This is a genomic window from Streptomyces sp. NPDC088252 (assembly GCF_044740965.1).
In the GTDB taxonomy this organism is placed as follows: Bacteria; Actinomycetota; Actinomycetes; order Streptomycetales; family Streptomycetaceae; genus Streptomyces.
Map to the genome: position 1 here is coordinate 619170 of NZ_JBIURS010000001.1, position 15536 is coordinate 634705.

Annotated in this window: 14 protein-coding genes; 9 read left to right on the plus strand and 5 right to left on the minus strand. The window is 71.2% G+C overall.

Translation table 11 applies throughout. The features are described 5' to 3' along the window. Positions 1–526: 526 nt before the first annotated feature. Together ACIOHC_RS02675 and ACIOHC_RS02680 are read left to right on the plus strand one after the other, a co-directional pair. The gene (locus tag ACIOHC_RS02675) at positions 527–1501 is read left to right on the plus strand and encodes a helix-turn-helix domain-containing protein (protein ID WP_351075628.1); all 975 of its coding nucleotides are present in this window, start codon (positions 527–529) and stop codon (positions 1499–1501) included. 102 nt (positions 1502–1603) lie between these two features. Beyond that, on the plus strand, positions 1604–2017 hold the full coding sequence (locus ACIOHC_RS02680; RefSeq protein ID WP_365688247.1) for a VOC family protein: 414 nt from the start codon (positions 1604–1606) through the stop codon (positions 2015–2017). A 23-nt stretch (positions 2018–2040) separates the two neighbouring features. Here ACIOHC_RS02680 and ACIOHC_RS02685 read toward each other — a convergent pair whose 3' ends face one another. Next, positions 2041–2970, minus strand: coding sequence for an oxidoreductase (locus ACIOHC_RS02685; RefSeq protein ID WP_351075633.1), 930 nt, complete (start codon positions 2968–2970; stop codon positions 2041–2043). Positions 2971–3142: 172 nt separating this feature from the next. Between ACIOHC_RS02685 and ACIOHC_RS02690 the strand changes: the two genes are divergently transcribed. Then, positions 3143–3931: a TSUP family transporter gene (locus ACIOHC_RS02690; RefSeq protein ID WP_351075635.1), complete on the plus strand. Its 789-nt coding sequence runs from the start codon at positions 3143–3145 to the stop codon at positions 3929–3931. 24 nt (positions 3932–3955) lie between these two features. Here ACIOHC_RS02690 and ACIOHC_RS02695 read toward each other — a convergent pair whose 3' ends face one another. The 3 genes from ACIOHC_RS02695 to ACIOHC_RS02705 all read right to left on the minus strand — a co-directional run bounded on the left by ACIOHC_RS02695 (position 3956) and on the right by ACIOHC_RS02705 (position 6625). Beyond that, the gene (locus ACIOHC_RS02695) at positions 3956–4579 is read right to left on the minus strand and encodes a class F sortase (protein ID WP_351075638.1); all 624 of its coding nucleotides are present in this window, start codon (positions 4577–4579) and stop codon (positions 3956–3958) included. A 117-nt stretch (positions 4580–4696) separates the two neighbouring features. After that, a complete protein-coding gene (locus ACIOHC_RS02700; RefSeq protein WP_365688248.1) occupies positions 4697–5386 on the minus strand; it encodes a hypothetical protein in 690 nt (229 codons plus the stop codon). A gap of 438 nt (positions 5387–5824) precedes the next feature. After that, complete coding sequence (locus ACIOHC_RS02705) at positions 5825–6625, minus strand: aminotransferase class IV family protein (protein ID WP_401841075.1); 801 nt, start codon at positions 6623–6625, stop codon at positions 5825–5827. Between the two features lie 88 nt (positions 6626–6713). Here ACIOHC_RS02705 and ACIOHC_RS02710 point away from each other — a divergent pair, with 88 nt between their 5' ends. After that, positions 6714–7340: an NAD(P)H-dependent oxidoreductase gene (locus ACIOHC_RS02710; protein WP_351075646.1), complete on the plus strand. Its 627-nt coding sequence runs from the start codon at positions 6714–6716 to the stop codon at positions 7338–7340. A gap of 87 nt (positions 7341–7427) precedes the next feature. Then, positions 7428–7766 carry a divalent-cation tolerance protein CutA gene (gene cutA / locus ACIOHC_RS02715; RefSeq protein ID WP_351075648.1) on the plus strand — a complete coding sequence of 113 codons (339 nt, stop codon included), beginning with the start codon at positions 7428–7430 and terminating at the stop codon, positions 7764–7766. A gap of 194 nt (positions 7767–7960) precedes the next feature. On the opposite strand, the gene ACIOHC_RS02720 is transcribed toward cutA, so the two are convergent. Further along, on the minus strand, positions 7961–8674 hold the full coding sequence (locus ACIOHC_RS02720; RefSeq protein ID WP_351075650.1) for an ElyC/SanA/YdcF family protein: 714 nt from the start codon (positions 8672–8674) through the stop codon (positions 7961–7963). Positions 8675–9003: 329 nt separating this feature from the next. Here ACIOHC_RS02720 and ACIOHC_RS02725 point away from each other — a divergent pair, with 329 nt between their 5' ends. The 4 genes from ACIOHC_RS02725 (at position 9004) to ACIOHC_RS02740 (ending at position 15364) form a co-directional block, all read left to right on the plus strand. Beyond that, positions 9004–10386 carry a deoxyguanosinetriphosphate triphosphohydrolase gene (locus ACIOHC_RS02725; RefSeq protein WP_401841225.1) on the plus strand — a complete coding sequence of 461 codons (1383 nt, stop codon included), beginning with the start codon at positions 9004–9006 and terminating at the stop codon, positions 10384–10386. A 255-nt stretch (positions 10387–10641) separates the two neighbouring features. Further along, the gene (locus ACIOHC_RS02730; protein WP_351075652.1) at positions 10642–11901 is read left to right on the plus strand and encodes an FAD-dependent oxidoreductase; all 1260 of its coding nucleotides are present in this window, start codon (positions 10642–10644) and stop codon (positions 11899–11901) included. Between the two features lie 183 nt (positions 11902–12084). After that, a complete protein-coding gene (gene dnaG, locus ACIOHC_RS02735) occupies positions 12085–13980 on the plus strand; it encodes a DNA primase (RefSeq protein WP_351075655.1) in 1896 nt (631 codons plus the stop codon). Between the two features lie 289 nt (positions 13981–14269). Next, on the plus strand, positions 14270–15364 hold the full coding sequence (locus tag ACIOHC_RS02740) for an RNA polymerase sigma factor (RefSeq protein ID WP_351075658.1): 1095 nt from the start codon (positions 14270–14272) through the stop codon (positions 15362–15364). The last annotated feature ends 172 nt before the right edge of the window (positions 15365–15536 follow it).

Here is a 15536-nt window from a genome sequence, read left to right on the forward strand (position 1 = left end):
GCACGCCACGCGCGGGCCCGGGGGCCGGGGCCCCGGGGGCCCCCGGTCGCCCACCTCCACCACCCCCCCGCCGGGGGGGGCCCCCCCCCCCCGGGGGGGGGGCCCCCCCGGGGGGGGGGCCCCCCCGCCTCGTTTTGTTCTGGGGAAAAGCGTTGTTCGGCGTTGTGCCTTTTCTTCGCCCTCCCGTGCAGTTCAATACGCAAAGTTCGTTCAATACGCAAAGACATGGGTCGGTATCGGACCGGGGTGCGGTCCATGGATCCCCATCCACGGACCGCACCCGGCTTACCCCCGCCGGGCACGGAGCCGCACCGTCGCCGACCGCCGCCGAACGAGCAAAACCCCCCACGGCCTTCACTCGCTCTTCCGGTGGCTCCGGATTCGCACCCGGCGTCGTACAGCTTTTCGGGTGATGGCACCCGCGGGCGAGGCGTTTCACCTCTGGCCGAAACCCCGTGGTGACGTGCTGTTATGGGTCGCATACCCTGGGGTGGGGGTAATTGCAGGTGCAACAGGTGGGGGTTCGGTGCTGCGTATCCACATGTCCGGGGTGGACCTTTCCAAGGTGCGGATGGCCACCCGGCCGGATGCGCTGTGGGAAACCATTCTGAGTTTCCACCGGCTGAGGGACCGGCGCGGTTCCAAGGTGTTCGGGGAATGGCGTAAGGAAACCCGGCCCCGGTTGGATGGTGAAGTACACCCGTTGGCCGCCGTGATTCCACCGCGCGGCTATTTCCCTGACTTTCTGACGCCTTCTCAGGAAACCGCCGAGCCGTACGGCATCGACGCCGGAATGGCGGCGCTGCGCGACACCCCGCCCCGGCGGATCCGCGCCGAACTCGCCCTCCTGAGTGCCGAACGGCGCGAGGCGGGCCGCGTCCCCCACCGGCGCGTCGGGTCGCTCGACCGGCTCATCGGCGCCCTGCGCAGCTACCACCGTGCCGCGATCGAACCGTACTGGCCACACATCCAGGCCAGCGTCGAGGCCGACCGTGCCGTGCGCGGTCGCGCACTCCTGGACGGCGGGGCGGAAGAACTGCTCGCCTCCCTCCCGCCCACGATCCGCTGGCGGGCCCCCGTGCTGGAGGCCGACTACCCCGTCGACCGCGAACTCCACCTCGACGGCCGGGGGCTGCTGCTCCAGCCGTCCTTCTTCTGCCGGGTCACCCCGGTCGTCCTCCGCGACCCGCGGCTCCCACCGGTCCTGGTCTACCCGGTCACCCACTCGCGCGCCCCGGTCTTCGCGGAACCGGGGCCCTGGCTCGGCCGGCTCCTCGGCCATACCCGCTCCACGGTCCTGAGCGCCATCGGCAACGGCTGCACGACCAGCGAACTCGCCCGCCGCGCCGGAGTCTCCCTCGCCTCGGCGAGCCAGCACGCCTGCGTGCTGCGCGAGGCCGGCCTGATCCACACGCTGCGGCACGGCAGCTCGGTCCTGCATACGCTGACCCCGCTGGGCGGATCGCTGCTCCGGGGCGGCGCGCCGCTCGCCATGTCCTGAATCCGGGGGCGGAAAATTTCTTCGTCGGCACCGATGAGTTCCGTGCCGCCCCGTCGTCCACCTGTCGTAAATCGTTCGAACACCAGAGAGAACGGAACGGCCATGCCTCAGATGATCTTCGTGAACCTGCCGGTCAAGAACCTCGAGACGACCAAGGCCTTCTTCGGCAAGCTCGGCTTCTCGTGCAACCCGCAGTTCAGCGACGAGAACACCGCGTGTCTCGTCATCAGCGACACCATCTTCGCCATGCTCCTCACCGAACCCCGCTTCAAGGAGTTCACCAAGAAGGAGATCGCCGACTCCTCGAAGTCCACCGAGGTGATCCTCGCGCTGAGCGCGGAGAGCCGCGAGAAGGTGGACGAGCTGGTCGACACCGCCCTGGCCTCCGGAGGATCGCCCGCCAACGAGGCGATCGACTTCGGTCACATGTACGGCCGTTCCTTCCAGGACCCGGACCACCACATCTGGGAGGTCATGTGGATGGACCCCGCGGCCGTCGAGGGACAGCAGGCCTGAGGTCGACGGCGGGTGGCCCGGTCTCAGGACTCGAGGCCCGGATACGTCACCCCCGTGAGCTGCTCGGACGCCACCCAGAGCCGCTCGCTCGCCACATCGTCGAGCGTCCAGCCCGCTCGCCACGACGGGGCGGGCGCACCGCGCCAGCCCAGCAGCCTCGGCCCGGTGAACGAGTCGGGGCGCACGCCGGGCGCGGTGGCCGCGTACAGGGTGGGCAGCGCTCCGGACGACGCAGGCTGGGCGATGATCCGGTTGCCGAGCTCGAACACCCGTTCCGCCGCCTTGCGCCTCTCCATCCGGACGCCCGCCGTCTGCAGATTGGTCGCCGCGTATCCGGGGTGCGCCGCAGCGGCCACCACCCCGGAACCGGCCGCCGAAAGCCGCCGTGCCAGCTCGTGGACGAAGAGCAGATTGGCGGTCTTCGAACGGCCGTAGGCGATCCAGCGGCGGTAGTTCCGCTCGCTGTTGAGGTCCCCGATATCGATGTCGGACAGGGCGTGCATCCCGCTGGAGACGCTCACCACACGCGCCCCCGGGGTGTCGAGGAGCTTCGGCAGCAGCAGCCCGGTGAGGGCGAAGTGCCCGAGATGGTTGACGCCGAACTGCCTCTCGAAGCCGTCGGCCGTCCTCCCGTACGGCAGCGCCATCACGCCCGCGTTGTTGATCAGCAGATCGATCCGGCCGGGCGCGCGGACCGCGGCGAACTCGCGTACGGAATCCAGATCGGCCAGATCGAGCGGTACGAACTCCACGTCGGCGCCGGTCACGGCCGTCCGGATCCGGGACTCGGCCTCCTTGCCGCGCGTCTCGTCACGGCAGGCGAGCAGCACGCGCGCGCCGCACCGGGCCAGCTCCCGTGCCGTGATCAGCCCGATCCCGCTGTTGGCTCCGGTGACCACGGCGGTACGGCCGCTCTGGTCGGGGATGTCGCTCGCGTTCCAGCCCTGGCTCATGGACCCCAGCGTACGACCGGGGCGCGCGGGGAGAACGGGCCGGTCGGGTCCCGAACGCGGGCCCCGTTGCGACGAGGGGGGAGGCCCGGCAACCTCAGAGTTGGCTCAACTTTCCCGCGATCCGGCCAAAGCGGTTGGACGGGGCACCTACCTCGTCCTTAGGGTCGCGATCATGCCCGACATAGCACTCACCACACTGGTTGTCCTCTGCCTCGCCGCAGCCGCGGCGGGCTGGATCGACGCGGTGGTCGGCGGCGGCGGACTGCTCCTGCTGCCCGCTCTGCTGCTGGGCCTGCCGCACGTCCCGGCCGCGCACGTCCTCGGCACGAACAAGGCGGTCGCGATCGTCGGTACGTCGGGCGCCGCCGTGACGTACGTGCGCAAGGCGCCGGTGAAGGTCGGGACGGCCCTGCGGATCGGGCTCGCGGCGCTGGCCGGATCGATGACCGGCGCGTTCTTCGCGGCCGGGATCAGCAGCGCGGTGCTGCGCCCCGTGATCATGGTGGTGCTGCTGGCGGTCGCGGCGTTCGTGATGCTGAGGCCCTCGTTCGGCACGGCGACGGACGAGGGGGGCCGGCGCGAGGTCACCCGGGCCCGCACCGTGACCGCGATCGTGCTGGTCGGCGGCGGCATCGGGCTCTACGACGGGCTGTTCGGCCCCGGTACCGGCACGTTTCTGGTGCTCGCGCTGACCGCGGTGCTCCATCTCGACCTGGTGACGGCGTCCGCCACCGCCAAGATCGTCAACGTGTGCACCAATGGTGGGGCGCTGGCGATGTTCGCCTACCAGGGCAGTGTGCTCTGGCAACTGGCCGCGCTGATGGCGGTGTTCAACCTGGCCGGCGGACTGATCGGGGCGCGGATGGCGCTCAGGAAGGGCAGCGGGTTCGTCCGCGGGGTCCTGCTGGTCGTGGTGTTCTCGCTGGTCGCGAAGCTGGCCTTCGACCAGTGGACGGCATGAGCGACCGGCCCCGGAAGGCAGGGGTCACCGCACCTCGGTGAGGTGCGCGTACGCCACCACATTGCCCTCGTAACCCGTCGTCTTCGAGAAACCGCCGCCGCAGGTGATCAGTCGCAGCGAGGCGTAGGGCGAGGCTCCGTACACGCGTTCGTCGGGGAAGTTCCGGCTCTGGTAGACCTCGATCGCGTCGAGTGAGAAGACGGCGGTACGCCCGTCCTGCCGGACCACCTCGACCCTGCTGCCCTTCTGCAGGGCGCCCAGGTCGTAGAAGACCGATCGCCCCCGCGCGTTGTCGACATGACCGGCGACGATCGCGCTGCCCTTGGAGCCGGGCGGAGTGCCGCCCCCGTACCAGCCGACGACATTGCGGTTTCCGGCCGGCGGTACGTCGAGACTGCCGTCGGCACCGAGCCCCAGCCGCATCATCGGGGCGTCCACCCGGATGCTCGGGATGCGCAGGCGCACGGGCACCGACGGCCCCAGCGGTTCGGCGACCGGGGACCCAGGCTGCGGCCCCGGGCCGCCGGCGAAGGCCTGCGCGGAGGTCGGCTGGGGCGGGATCGGCCGGGCGTCGGCGCCGTGGCGGATCAGCCAGACACCGGCCAGGGCCGCGATGACCAGCAGCCAGCTCTCGGCCTTCTGGGACACGGTCGTCCTCCGGGTGACGGGGTGGAAACGGTACGGGTTCGGGAACGGTCCCGTCCCGGTGGCCGCGCGGCCACCGGGACGGATTCCAGGCGGTACGGAGGCGTGAATCCGTCCCCGTCAGCCGGCTTCCTGCGTGCCGCTCGCCCGGCGACGCAGGAGCCAGGCTCCGCCGACGACGGTCGCGGCGAGTACGCCGGCGCCCGCCGTGATCTGGGAGGTGTCGGGCCGGACACTGCCGCCGACACCTGTTCTGACGCGCCCGCTGGGGGCGTTGGGCACGGACGAATCGCCCTGTCCGGACGAGCTGTCGCGTCCGGAGGAATCCCGTCCCGCGCTGGCGCGTCCGGAGTTGTCGCGTCCGGAGTCGTCCCGTCCTGATGACGAGTCGTTGCGCCCGGACGAACTGTCGTTTCCTGACGACGAGTTGTTGCGTCCCGACGAACTGTCGTGCCGGCCCGAGCCCCCGTCCTCGGACTGGTTGCGATCCCCGCTCCCACGCTCGTTCGAGCCCTCCCTGGAGGGGGTTCTGAGCCCGGAGAAGGCGTTGAGTCCGCCGGCGGAGTCGAGGAGCGAGGGGACGTTGAGGCCGAAGGGGGAGTTGAGCCCGGATCCGGACGAGTTGTTCGCTCCGTCCCCGTCGCGGCCGTGCCCCTCCTGGTCGCCGTTGGCCCGCGGCGCGCCCGCCGCGCTGATCCGCGGGGTGCCGGTATCGGCGGCGTACGCGGGCGGCCCCGCGGAGAAGAGGCCGAGCGTGGCTATGGTGACCGCGGAAGCGGCGATACCGGTCACTGGGCGAGCAGGACGCATGGGGGTTCCTCCGGCAACTGCGCGAGTAGGTGTGTCCTGACTCCGAGCTAACGGGCGGCCCGCCCTCCACGCCTGTTGACACCAAGTCAGCTTTCACCCGAACGGCCCGGCGCGGCATCCTTGCCAAGCGGTATGTGTGCAGGTCACGGCGGTGATCGAAGTGCGGATGACCGGTCCTTTACCGACCGGTGCCGATCGGGTGACGCCCTCCGGGAGGAAAGTGGCGCACATCACACGCATGACTTTGCGAGTGTCGGGCACACGTCTGACACCCCCCACGGGACGGTGCACCGGGCCGCTCCCGGCCGCCGCCCTCACCGGACCCACCCCCCCCTGGGTCCGGTGAGGGCGTTCCGCGTCGGGAGTCCGGGGCGCTGCGTCCGGGCCGACGCGACTGCGGACCGGCCGACGGCGGGCGGATGTGTGAGCCGGCAGGTGTCAGATCGTGTCCCACGGCGTGCCGTCGTAGGCCTGCCCGATCCGCTTCATCAGCTCCTCGTCCACCGTGAGCGCGATGTCGTCGATCCGGCGGACCGGCGCGATGCCCTGCGAGTTGGTGAGGAACGCCGACCGGAAGGCCCCGATCCCGTCCAGTGCCACCCGGCGACGTACGGACTCCACCCCCACACCGGGCAGCTCCTGTTCCAGCAGTGCCATGGTGATGCCGCGCAGGCAGGGAGCTTCCGGCCAGACGACCGAAGTGCCGTCCCAGAAGCCGATGTTGGTGATCGCCCCCTCCGTCACCGCACCGTCCGGCGCGGTCAGCAGGGCCTCGTCGAAACCGGCTCGGGCGGCGAGCGCCGCGTAGTACGTCTGGCCGAACTCGCCGGGACGCTTGATGTGCGGCACGGTCCGGGCGTAGGGGACGGACATCAGGTCGTGCGGTTCGGCGGACTTCCGGGCCGGCCCGCGCACCGTGACCATGACGGTGGTCTCCGCGTCGCCCGGCGGCAGGTAGCCGTACACCCGGGTCGAGGCGTCCCGTACCCCCGCACCGTCCAGTGCGTGCCGGATCAGCTCGCGCACGCGCTCCCCGTCCAGGGCGCGCTCGAACAGCTCCCGGTTGGCGGAGTCCAGCCGGGCCAGATGCAGGGCGAGGCCGCGCACCTTTCCGTCCCTGACCTGCATGGCCGTGAAATGGCCGTAGTTGAGGAAGGCGGGAATCCGCAGATCCGCCTCGGTGGCCGGGTGCCCGTTGAACTCCGCGTACGGGAAGGGTGCGGGAGGGGGAGTCGTCATGCGGTCCACGGTATGCCGCGGGGCGCGACGGCGGACGTCGATGGACGCGGCTTGACCTCAACCATGGTTGACATACGAGCCTCTCCGCATGGACCTCACCACAGCACCCTCATCCGTTGCGGCCTCCACCGCCTCCACCGCGCCCCTGAAGGTCGCGGTCATTCTCGCCAGCAATCGTGAAGGACGGTTCGCCCCCGTCGTCTCCGACTGGTTCCTCTCGCACGCCACCCGTCGGCCCGGCATCGAGACCGACCTGATCGACGTCGCGGAGCTCGACCTCCCGATCGCCCTCTCCTACCGTCCCGACGCCGACGCGCGGGCGCGACTGGCCGCCGTGTCCTCCAGGCTGGCGGCGGCCGACGCCTACGTCGTCATCACCCCCGAGTACAACCACTCGTACCCGGCCCCGCTGAAGAACCTCATCGACTGGCACCACGCCGAGTGGCAGGCCAAGCCCGTGGCCTTCGTCTCGTACGGCGGAGTCTCCGGCGGTCTGCGCGCGGTCGAGCACCTGAGGCAGGTCTTCGCGGAACTGCACGGCGTCGGCATCCGCGAAACCGTGTCGTTCCACAACGCGGGCGCCCTGTTCGACGAGGAGGGCAGGCCCAAGGACCCCTCGGGCTGCGACGCGGCGGCCCGGACGCTGCTCGACCAGCTCGACTGGTGGGGGCGCGCGCTGTGTGACGCCAAGGCCGTCCGTCCGTACGGCGTCTGACCGCCGGACACTGCGCCGCGCCGTTGTCCCCCCGACAATCGACGAGGGGTGCGAGGACACCCGTAACCGACAAAGAGGAGCCCGAAGGTGACGACGCCGGCATGGCTGACCGTACTGACCACGACGGACAGCGAGGAGAAGGCCCATGCGCTGGCGCAGGGCGCGGTGGAGGCGCGGCTCGCCGCCTGTGTACAGATCTCCGCGCCCGTCACCTCGGTCTACCGCTGGCAGAACGCCATCGAGACCACCGAGGAGTGGCAGCTGCTGCTCAAGACGACGGCGGAGCGGTACGACGAACTGGAGGCCCATCTCCTGGCGGCGCACGACTACGGGACACCGGAGGTCGTCGCGGTCCCGGTGGTACGGGGCAGCGCCCGCTACCTCGACTGGGTCTCCTCCGAGACCACCTCGGACGCCCCTCTCTAGCGTGCTGCGGCCGGAAAGGTGTGCCGGGAAGCTCGCGGCGTCCGGTGCGGTGCGTCGCAAGGCGGAGGAACGCCCTCGTGCTGGACGCGCACTCGGGTATGCGACAACGCGGCGAGGTGCCGTGACGGGCCTCGCGAGCCGGTGAACGTTTCCGGTCACAGCACGAGAGTGGACGGTCGCGCCGGGCCGTCCCCCTACCGCTCGTCCGCGGCCAGGGCCTCCCCGATGCCGGGCTCCTTCGGGCCCAGGAAGTGCGGGTCGCGCTTGAACGTGGATTCCAGCACCGCCTTCCCCGCCGCGAACATCTCCCGTGTTCCGCCGTAGTACCAGGTCGCATCGTGTACGGCGTCGACGCCGACGCCGTACGCGTCGATCCCGGCGCTCCGGCACAGCGCGATCGCACGCCGGATGTGGAACCCCTGGCTCACCAGTACGGCGCGGTCGACCCCGAAGATCTTCTTGGCGCGGACGCACGAGTCCCAGGTGTCGAACCCGGCGAAGTCGCTCACGATGCGCCTGTCCGGCACGCCGTGCGCCTTCAGATACGTACGCATGGCGTCGGGCTCGTCGTACTCCTTCCGGCTGTTGTCACCGGTCACGAGCACGACCTTCACCTTTCCGTCCCGGTACAGCTCGGCGGCGGTGTTCAGCCGGTTCGCCAGATACGGCGACGGCTTGCCGTGCCAGAGCCCGGCTCCGAACACCACGGCGACCTGCTGCGCGGGCGCGTCCGCGGTCGTTCTGACCCGGGCGTCGGCGACGGAGTACAACCAGGTCGCGGGCGTCAGCGCCGCCACACAGGCGACCATCACCCCCTGTACGAGGCGCCGCTGCCCGCGCCGCGTCCGCGGCCACCGCGGCCGGAGCCGCCCGAGCCGCGCCGCCCGTCCCGGCTGCTTCTCCTCCATGGGTGCCCCCCTGCTCGTGCCGTGTGGTCCCACATGATCGGACGACCGACGAGGAGAAAGGGTTCTCCATCTCCCGGTTTCATTTATTTCGTTACGGCCTGATCCACTTGCCATCGCGCACCAGGCCGTTACCGTTTCCGATCCGAGCCGCGGACACGCCGGGGATCGACCGGCTCCTCGGCGGCGCGGCCCGGTCCCCACCCCGGGGCCGGTCCGCCGGATGATGACCGAAGCCGCGACGGCCGAGTGGTTCCCGCCGGGCCGCCCGGCGCGCATCCGCCTGAGCCGCGCAGTCAGCCAGGACGTTTAATGTCGAACCCATGGACGGCATGGACGGCACGCAGGACGCACAAGGCGCAGACGACACACAGTGCACACAGGACATGGACTGCGCGCATGGCACACAGTGCGCGCACGGCACACAGGACCACGGTTCGGCCCCCTACCGCGCGGCCGACGCCGAACGCTGGGACACCGAGCCGGACAAGCGGCCCGGCCGTACCGCGTTCCAGCGCGACCGCGCCCGTGTGCTGCACTCCGCCGCACTGCGTCGGCTCGCGGGCAAGACCCAGGTCGTCACCCCCGGTACCCGCAGCCACGCCTGGGACGCCAGCCCGCGGACCCGGCTCACCCACTCCCTGGAATGCGCCCAGGTCGGCCGCGAACTCGGGGCGGCGCTCGGCTGCGACCCCGATCTGGTCGAGACGGCCTGCCTGGCCCACGACCTCGGCCACCCGCCGTTCGGGCACAACGGGGAGCAGGCGCTCAACGACTTCGCGTCGGACTGCGGGGGCTTCGAGGGCAACGCGCAGTCGCTGCGCCTGCTGACCCGGCTCGAACCGAAGCGTTTCGTCCCCGACACCCGGACCGGTGAGCTGGTCAGCGTCGGACTCAATCTGACCCGTGCCGCCCTGGACGCCGCCACCAAGTACCCGTGGCCGCGCGGCGGTCACCCCTTCGACGCGGGCTCCCCGAAATTCGGGGTGTACGAGGACGACCTGCCCGTCTTCGAGTGGGCCCGCAGGGGTGCCCCGAAGGACCGCAAGTGCTTCGAGGCCCAGGTCATGGACTGGTCCGACGACGTCGCGTACTCGGTGCACGACTTCGAGGACGGGCTGCACGCCGGGCACATCGATCCCAACTGCCTCTACTCCGAGCCCGAGCGGAACGCGATCTGGGCGGTCGCCATCGGACGCTACGTCCCGGCGGACACCGATCCCGAGGAGCTGGCCGACGCCCTCGACCGGCTCATCGGCCAGGAGTGGTGGCCGGACAACTACGACGGTTCGGCGGTCGCCCAGGCCCGGCTGAAGGACGCGACGAGCCAGCTGATCGGGCGGTTCTGCCTGGCGGCCGAGAGCGCCACCCGGCAGGCTCACGGGACGGGCCGGCTCGGCCGGTACGCGGCCGAGCTCGTCGTGCCCCGCGAGGCACGCAACGAGTGCGCCGTGCTCAAGGCGGTCGCCGACCGCTACGTCATGCAGCGCGCCGAACAGGAGGCCATCCGCGCCGATCAGCGGATCGTCATCGCGGAACTGGCCGCCGCGCTGACCGCACGCGCCCCGGAGGGACTGGAACCGCAGTTCCGGGCGCTGTTCGACGCCGCCGACGACGACCGGGCCCGCAAGCGGGTCCTCGTCGACCAGATCGCCGCCCTGACCGACGCCTCGGCACGCTCCCTGCACGCCTCGCTCACCGGAGCCCGCCGCTGACCGGCCGAAGCCCCGCCCCGGCGGACGGCCCGGCCCCCTCGGCACCGTCGGGCGTCCCCGCGCTCGGGGGCACCCGGCGCGGGAGGCCCGTTTCCACCGCCGCGCGGCTTCGTCCACGACCCCGTCCGCGAGCCGCGCGGACTTGCCTGTGACCACTGGGTGTGACCTGATCGGTGTACACCCTCTTTCGCCATCACGCTGCGTGCGGGACGCTCGCAGTCGGGCCCCGCGCAGCAAGCACCGAGGAGGCAACAAGTGGTCGACGCACATCGGACGTTCGTCATCGTCGGCGGAGGACTGGCAGGAGCCAAGGCGGCCGAGACGCTCCGGACGGAGGGTTTCAGCGGCCGGGTGATCCTCCTCGGCGATGAACGCGATCATCCGTACGAACGGCCGCCGCTCTCCAAGGGCTATCTGTGCGGCAAGGAGGAGCGGGACAGCGTCTTCGTCCACGAGACCGCCTGGTACGCGGGCGCCGACATCGAGCTCCACCTGGGCCAGCCCGTCACCGCCCTCGACCGGCATGCCCGCTCCGTACAGCTCGGCGACGGCACCGTGGTCCACTACGACAAACTGCTGCTCGCCACCGGGGCCGAGCCGCGCCGCCTGCCCATTCCGGGTACGGACCTGGCCGGTGTCCACCATCTGCGCCGACTGGCCCACGCCGACCGGCTGCGCAACGTACTGACCACCCTCGGCCGCGACAACGGCCATCTCGTGATCGCCGGGGCGGGCTGGATCGGCCTGGAGGTCGCGGCGGCGGCGCGCGGGTACGGCGCCGAGGTCACCGTCGTCGATCCGGAGACGACCCCGTTGCATCATGTCCTCGGCCCCGAGCTCGGCCAGATCTTCACCGATCTGCACACCGACCACGGGGTGCGCTTCCACTTCGGCGTCCGCCTCACCGAGATCATCGGCCAGGACGGCCTGGTCCTCGCGGTCCGCACCGACGACGGCGAGGAGCACCCCGCCCACGACGTGCTCGCGGCGATCGGTGCCGCCCCCCGTACCGCACTGGCCGAAGCCGCGGGGCTCGCCATGGCCGCGCGCAAGGACGGCGGAGGCATCGCCGTCGACGCCTCCCTGCGCACCTCCGACCCGCACATCTTCGCGGCCGGTGACGTCGCCAATGTGGCCCATCCACTGCTTGGCATCCGGCTGCGCGTGGACCACTGGGCGAACGCGCTGCACAGCGGCCCGGCGGCGGCCCTCGCCATGCTCGGCAAGGAGGTCGGCTACGACCGGGTGCCGTACTTCTTCTCCGACCAGTACGACCTCGGTCTCGAATACTCGGGCTGGGCGCCTCCGGGCAGCTACGACCAGGTGGTCATCCGCGGCGACGCGGGAAAGCGCGAGTTCATCGCCTTCTGGCTGAAGGACCGCCGAGTGCTGGCCGGGATGAACGTCAACGTGTGGGACGTCACCGAGGACGTGCAGCAGCTGATCCGGTCCGCCCGGCAGATCGATCCGGACGCGCTGGCGGACCCGTCGGTACCCCTGGCCGCCCTGAGCTGACCCCCGGAACCGGGCCGGACCGCGCCGGGCGGGCCGGGACCGGACGACGCCCGGCCGCCTGGTCGGTGGTCCCGGACAGGAGCGTCCGGCCGTACCGCACGCGGCGGGCGGCCTCGCCCCCGGGTTCCCCGGATCACATCGGCACGCGGCACGGCTGTCGTACCCCACCCGTAGACTTCACCCGTGGCAGGCAGGATCAATGACGACGACGTGAAGGCGGTGCGGGACGCGGTCCCGATCGACGCCGTCGTTTCCGAGTATCTCCAGCTGCGCAACGCGGGCGGTGGCAACCTCAAGGGGCTCTGCCCCTTCCACGACGAGAAGTCCCCCTCCTTCCAGGTCAGCCCGAGCAAGGGTCTCTTCCACTGCTTCGGCTGCCAGGAGGGCGGTGACACGATCGCCTTCGTGATGAAGATCGACCATCTCTCGTTCTCCGAGACGGTCGAGCGGCTCGCCGCCAAGGCGGGGATCACCCTGCGCTACGAGGAGGGCGGGTACAACCCCTCCCACCAGCGCGGTGAGCGCATCCGGCTGGTCGAGGCACACAAGGTGGCCGCCCAGTTCTATGTCGAACAGCTGGACAGCCCCGAGGCGGAGATCGGCCGCAAGTTCCTCGCCGAGCGCGGCTTCGACCAGGCGGCGGCCGCCCATTTCGGTGTCGGCTACAGCCCGGCGGGCTGGGACCACCTCACCCGCTATCTGCGCGGCAAGGGGTTCAGCGACAAGGAGCTGATCACCTCCGGCCTCTCCCAGGACGGCAGGCGCGGTCCGATCGACCGCTTCCGCGGCCGGCTGATGTGGCCGATCAGCGACACCTCCGGCGATGTCGTCGGCTTCGGCGCCCGCAAGCTGCGCGACGACGACAACGGACCGAAGTACCTCAACACCCCCGAGACCGCGATCTACAAGAAGTCCCAGGTGCTGTACGGCATCGACCTGGCGAAGAAGGACATCGCGAAGGCCAGCAGGGCCGTGGTCGTCGAGGGTTACACCGACGTCATGGCCTGCCATCTCGCCGGGATCACCACCGCCATCGCCACCTGCGGCACCGCCTTCGGCGGCGACCACATCAAGATCCTGCGCCGCCTCCTGATGGACAACGGCAGCGCCCGGGTGATCTTCACCTTCGACGGTGACGCGGCCGGGCAGAAAGCTGCCCTGCGCGCCTTCGAGGACGACCAGAAGTTCGCCGCCGAGACGTACATCGCGATCGCCCCGGACAACATGGACCCGTGCGATCTGCGCCTGGTCAAGGGCGACGAGGCCGTTCGCGACCTGGTCGAACCCCGTACCCCGCTCTTCGAGTTCGCGCTCCGCCAGATCGTCGGCCGGTACGACCTGGAGACCCCGGCGGGCCGCGGTGCCGCGCTCGACGAGGCGGCGCCCGTCGTCGCCCGGATCAAGAACAGCTCCTCGCAGCACGAGGTGGCCGTCCAGCTGGCCGGCATGCTCGGCATCCTGGACACCCAGTTCGTGGTCAAGCGCGTCGGCCAGCTCGCCCGCTGGGCCCGCGAGCGGGGCGCCGCGCAGGCCCCGCCCCGCGGCGGTCCCCGGCACGAGCAGGTCCAGGCGCCGACCGCCCCCTCCGGCCCCGCCCTCAACCTCCGCAGCCCCGCCCACCGCACCGAGCGCGAGCTGCTCAAGCTCGCCCTGCAGAAGCCCGCGCTCGTCTCTCCGGCCTTCGACGCCTACGGGGTCGACGAGTTCACCGCCCCGCCGTACGCCAGGGTCCGGCAGTGCATCGCGGAGGCGGGCGGCGCCGAGATGGGCGTCCCCGAGACCCGCGAGTACCTGGTCCAGGTCCTGGACGCGGCCCCCGACGACACGGTGCGCAACCTGGTCACCGAGCTGGCCGTCGAGGTCTTCCACGGCAAGAGCATCGACGAGACCTACGCGGGCATGCAGCTCGTCCAGGTCCGGCTGCGCGCCGTCGACCGCCGGATCAACGACGTCCAGGGCAGCCTCGCCCGCCTCGGCAGCAATGTGGCCCCCGACCAGCTGGCCGCCGCGCAGAACGAGGTCTGGGTCCTCCAGCAGTACGCCGAGTCGCTGCGCAACAACGGCGCCGACGCGCTCTGAGCCGGGGTCCGGGCGAGGCTTCGGCGGCGCCGCGGTGACGGCGCACCCGGCGCGTTCGGCCGTCGCTGCGTCATCCGTCGCCGGGCGGGCTCGAAACTCCCGCCCCTCCCCGTCCGCGTAACCGCCCGGTCACGGACCGGACTCAGAAAGTCCCCGCACGCCCCTCGTGGCAGCGAGGCGTCTTCCCCCACACTGGGGGCGGCGCCTGAGTCATCGGAGCGCGGCCGGTCCACCGGACCGTGGTCCGCCATCCCCGCGATCCGGCAGCGATCACCTGGAGGTCGCCCCCGTGCAGACCCGGACCCTGACCGAAACCGAGCATGTCTCGGCCATCCCCGCGCAGAACCGGGCCGTGCGTCATCCGGAGGCCGCGGTGGAGCCGCAGAAACCGTCCGACCCACCCGAGGCACTCATGGAGGAGCCACCGGAGGCGCCCGACCCCCCGGAGCCGCGCGGCCGACCGGAGACGGCCGGTCCGTCCTCCGATCTCTTCCGCCAGTACCTGCGGGAGATCGGCCGGATCCCGCTGCTCACCGCCGCCGACGAGGTGGAGCTCGCCCGCCGGGTCGAGGCGGGTCTCTTCGCCGAGGAGCGGCTCGCGAGCACTCCGGACCCGGACAGCCGACTGGCCGTCGACCTGGACCGATTGGTGGTCATGGGGCGGATGGCGAAGCGCCGGCTCATCGAGGCCAACCTCCGCCTCGTCGTCTCCGTCGCCAAACGCTATGTCGGCCGCGGGCTGACCATGCTCGATCTCGTCCAGGAAGGAAACCTCGGACTCATCAGGGCGGTCGAGAAGTTCGACTACGCCCGGGGGTACAAGTTCTCGACGTACGCGACCTGGTGGATCCGTCAGGCCATGTCCCGCGCTCTCGCCGACCAGGCGCGGACCATACGGGTCCCGGTCCATGTCGTCGAACTCATCAACCGTGTCGTACGGGTCCAGCGCCGGATGCTCCAGGAGCGCGGCTACGAGCCGACGCCCGAGGAGGTCGCCGACCAGCTCGACCTCACCGCGGAGCGGGTCGGTGAGGTCCTGCGGCTCGCCCAGGAACCCGTCTCGCTGCACGCCCCGGTCGGCGAGGAGGAGGACGTCGCGCTCGGCGATCTGATCGAGGACGGCGATGCCGCGTCCCCGGTCGAGTCCGCCGCGTTCCTGCTGCTGCGCGAACATCTGGAAGCGGTGCTCTCCACCCTCAACGAGCGTGAGCGCAAAGTGGTCCAGCTGCGCTACGGGCTGGCCGACGGGCGGCCCCGCACGCTTGAGGAGATCGGCAGGATCTTCGGCGTGACACGCGAACGCATCCGCCAGATCGAGTCCAAGACTCTCAACAAGCTGCGGGACCACGCCTTCGCCGACCAGCTGCGCGGCTACCTCGACTGACCGGGCTCCGTGGACGGACCGGCCGGCTCCGTGGAGCCGCCGCCCGGGAGCGGACGGTCCGTCACCCGCCGTCACCCGAAGGGCGTCGTGGCGGCCACCGCCCCTACCGGCCCCCGGCGACCGACGGGTTCGCGGACGGCCCCGGACGAAAGGGGCCCGCACCGCCGACCGG

Excerpts from the sequence above, each read along its gene's own strand:
- ACIOHC_RS02725 (WP_401841225.1), top strand. The coding sequence starts at position 9,004 with ATGGACGGCACGCAGGACGCACAAGGCGCAGACGACACACAGTGCACA.
- ACIOHC_RS02685 (WP_351075633.1), bottom strand. The coding sequence starts at position 2,970 with ATGAGCCAGGGCTGGAACGCGAGCGACATCCCCGACCAGAGCGGCCGT.
- ACIOHC_RS02705 (WP_401841075.1), bottom strand. The coding sequence starts at position 6,625 with ATGACGACTCCCCCTCCCGCACCCTTCCCGTACGCGGAGTTCAACGGG.
- ACIOHC_RS02680 (WP_365688247.1), top strand. The coding sequence starts at position 1,604 with ATGCCTCAGATGATCTTCGTGAACCTGCCGGTCAAGAACCTCGAGACG.
- ACIOHC_RS02720 (WP_351075650.1), bottom strand. The coding sequence starts at position 8,674 with ATGGAGGAGAAGCAGCCGGGACGGGCGGCGCGGCTCGGGCGGCTCCGG.
- ACIOHC_RS02700 (WP_365688248.1), bottom strand. The coding sequence starts at position 5,386 with ATGCGTCCTGCTCGCCCAGTGACCGGTATCGCCGCTTCCGCGGTCACC.
- ACIOHC_RS02710 (WP_351075646.1), top strand. The coding sequence starts at position 6,714 with ATGGACCTCACCACAGCACCCTCATCCGTTGCGGCCTCCACCGCCTCC.
- ACIOHC_RS02690 (WP_351075635.1), top strand. The coding sequence starts at position 3,143 with ATGCCCGACATAGCACTCACCACACTGGTTGTCCTCTGCCTCGCCGCA.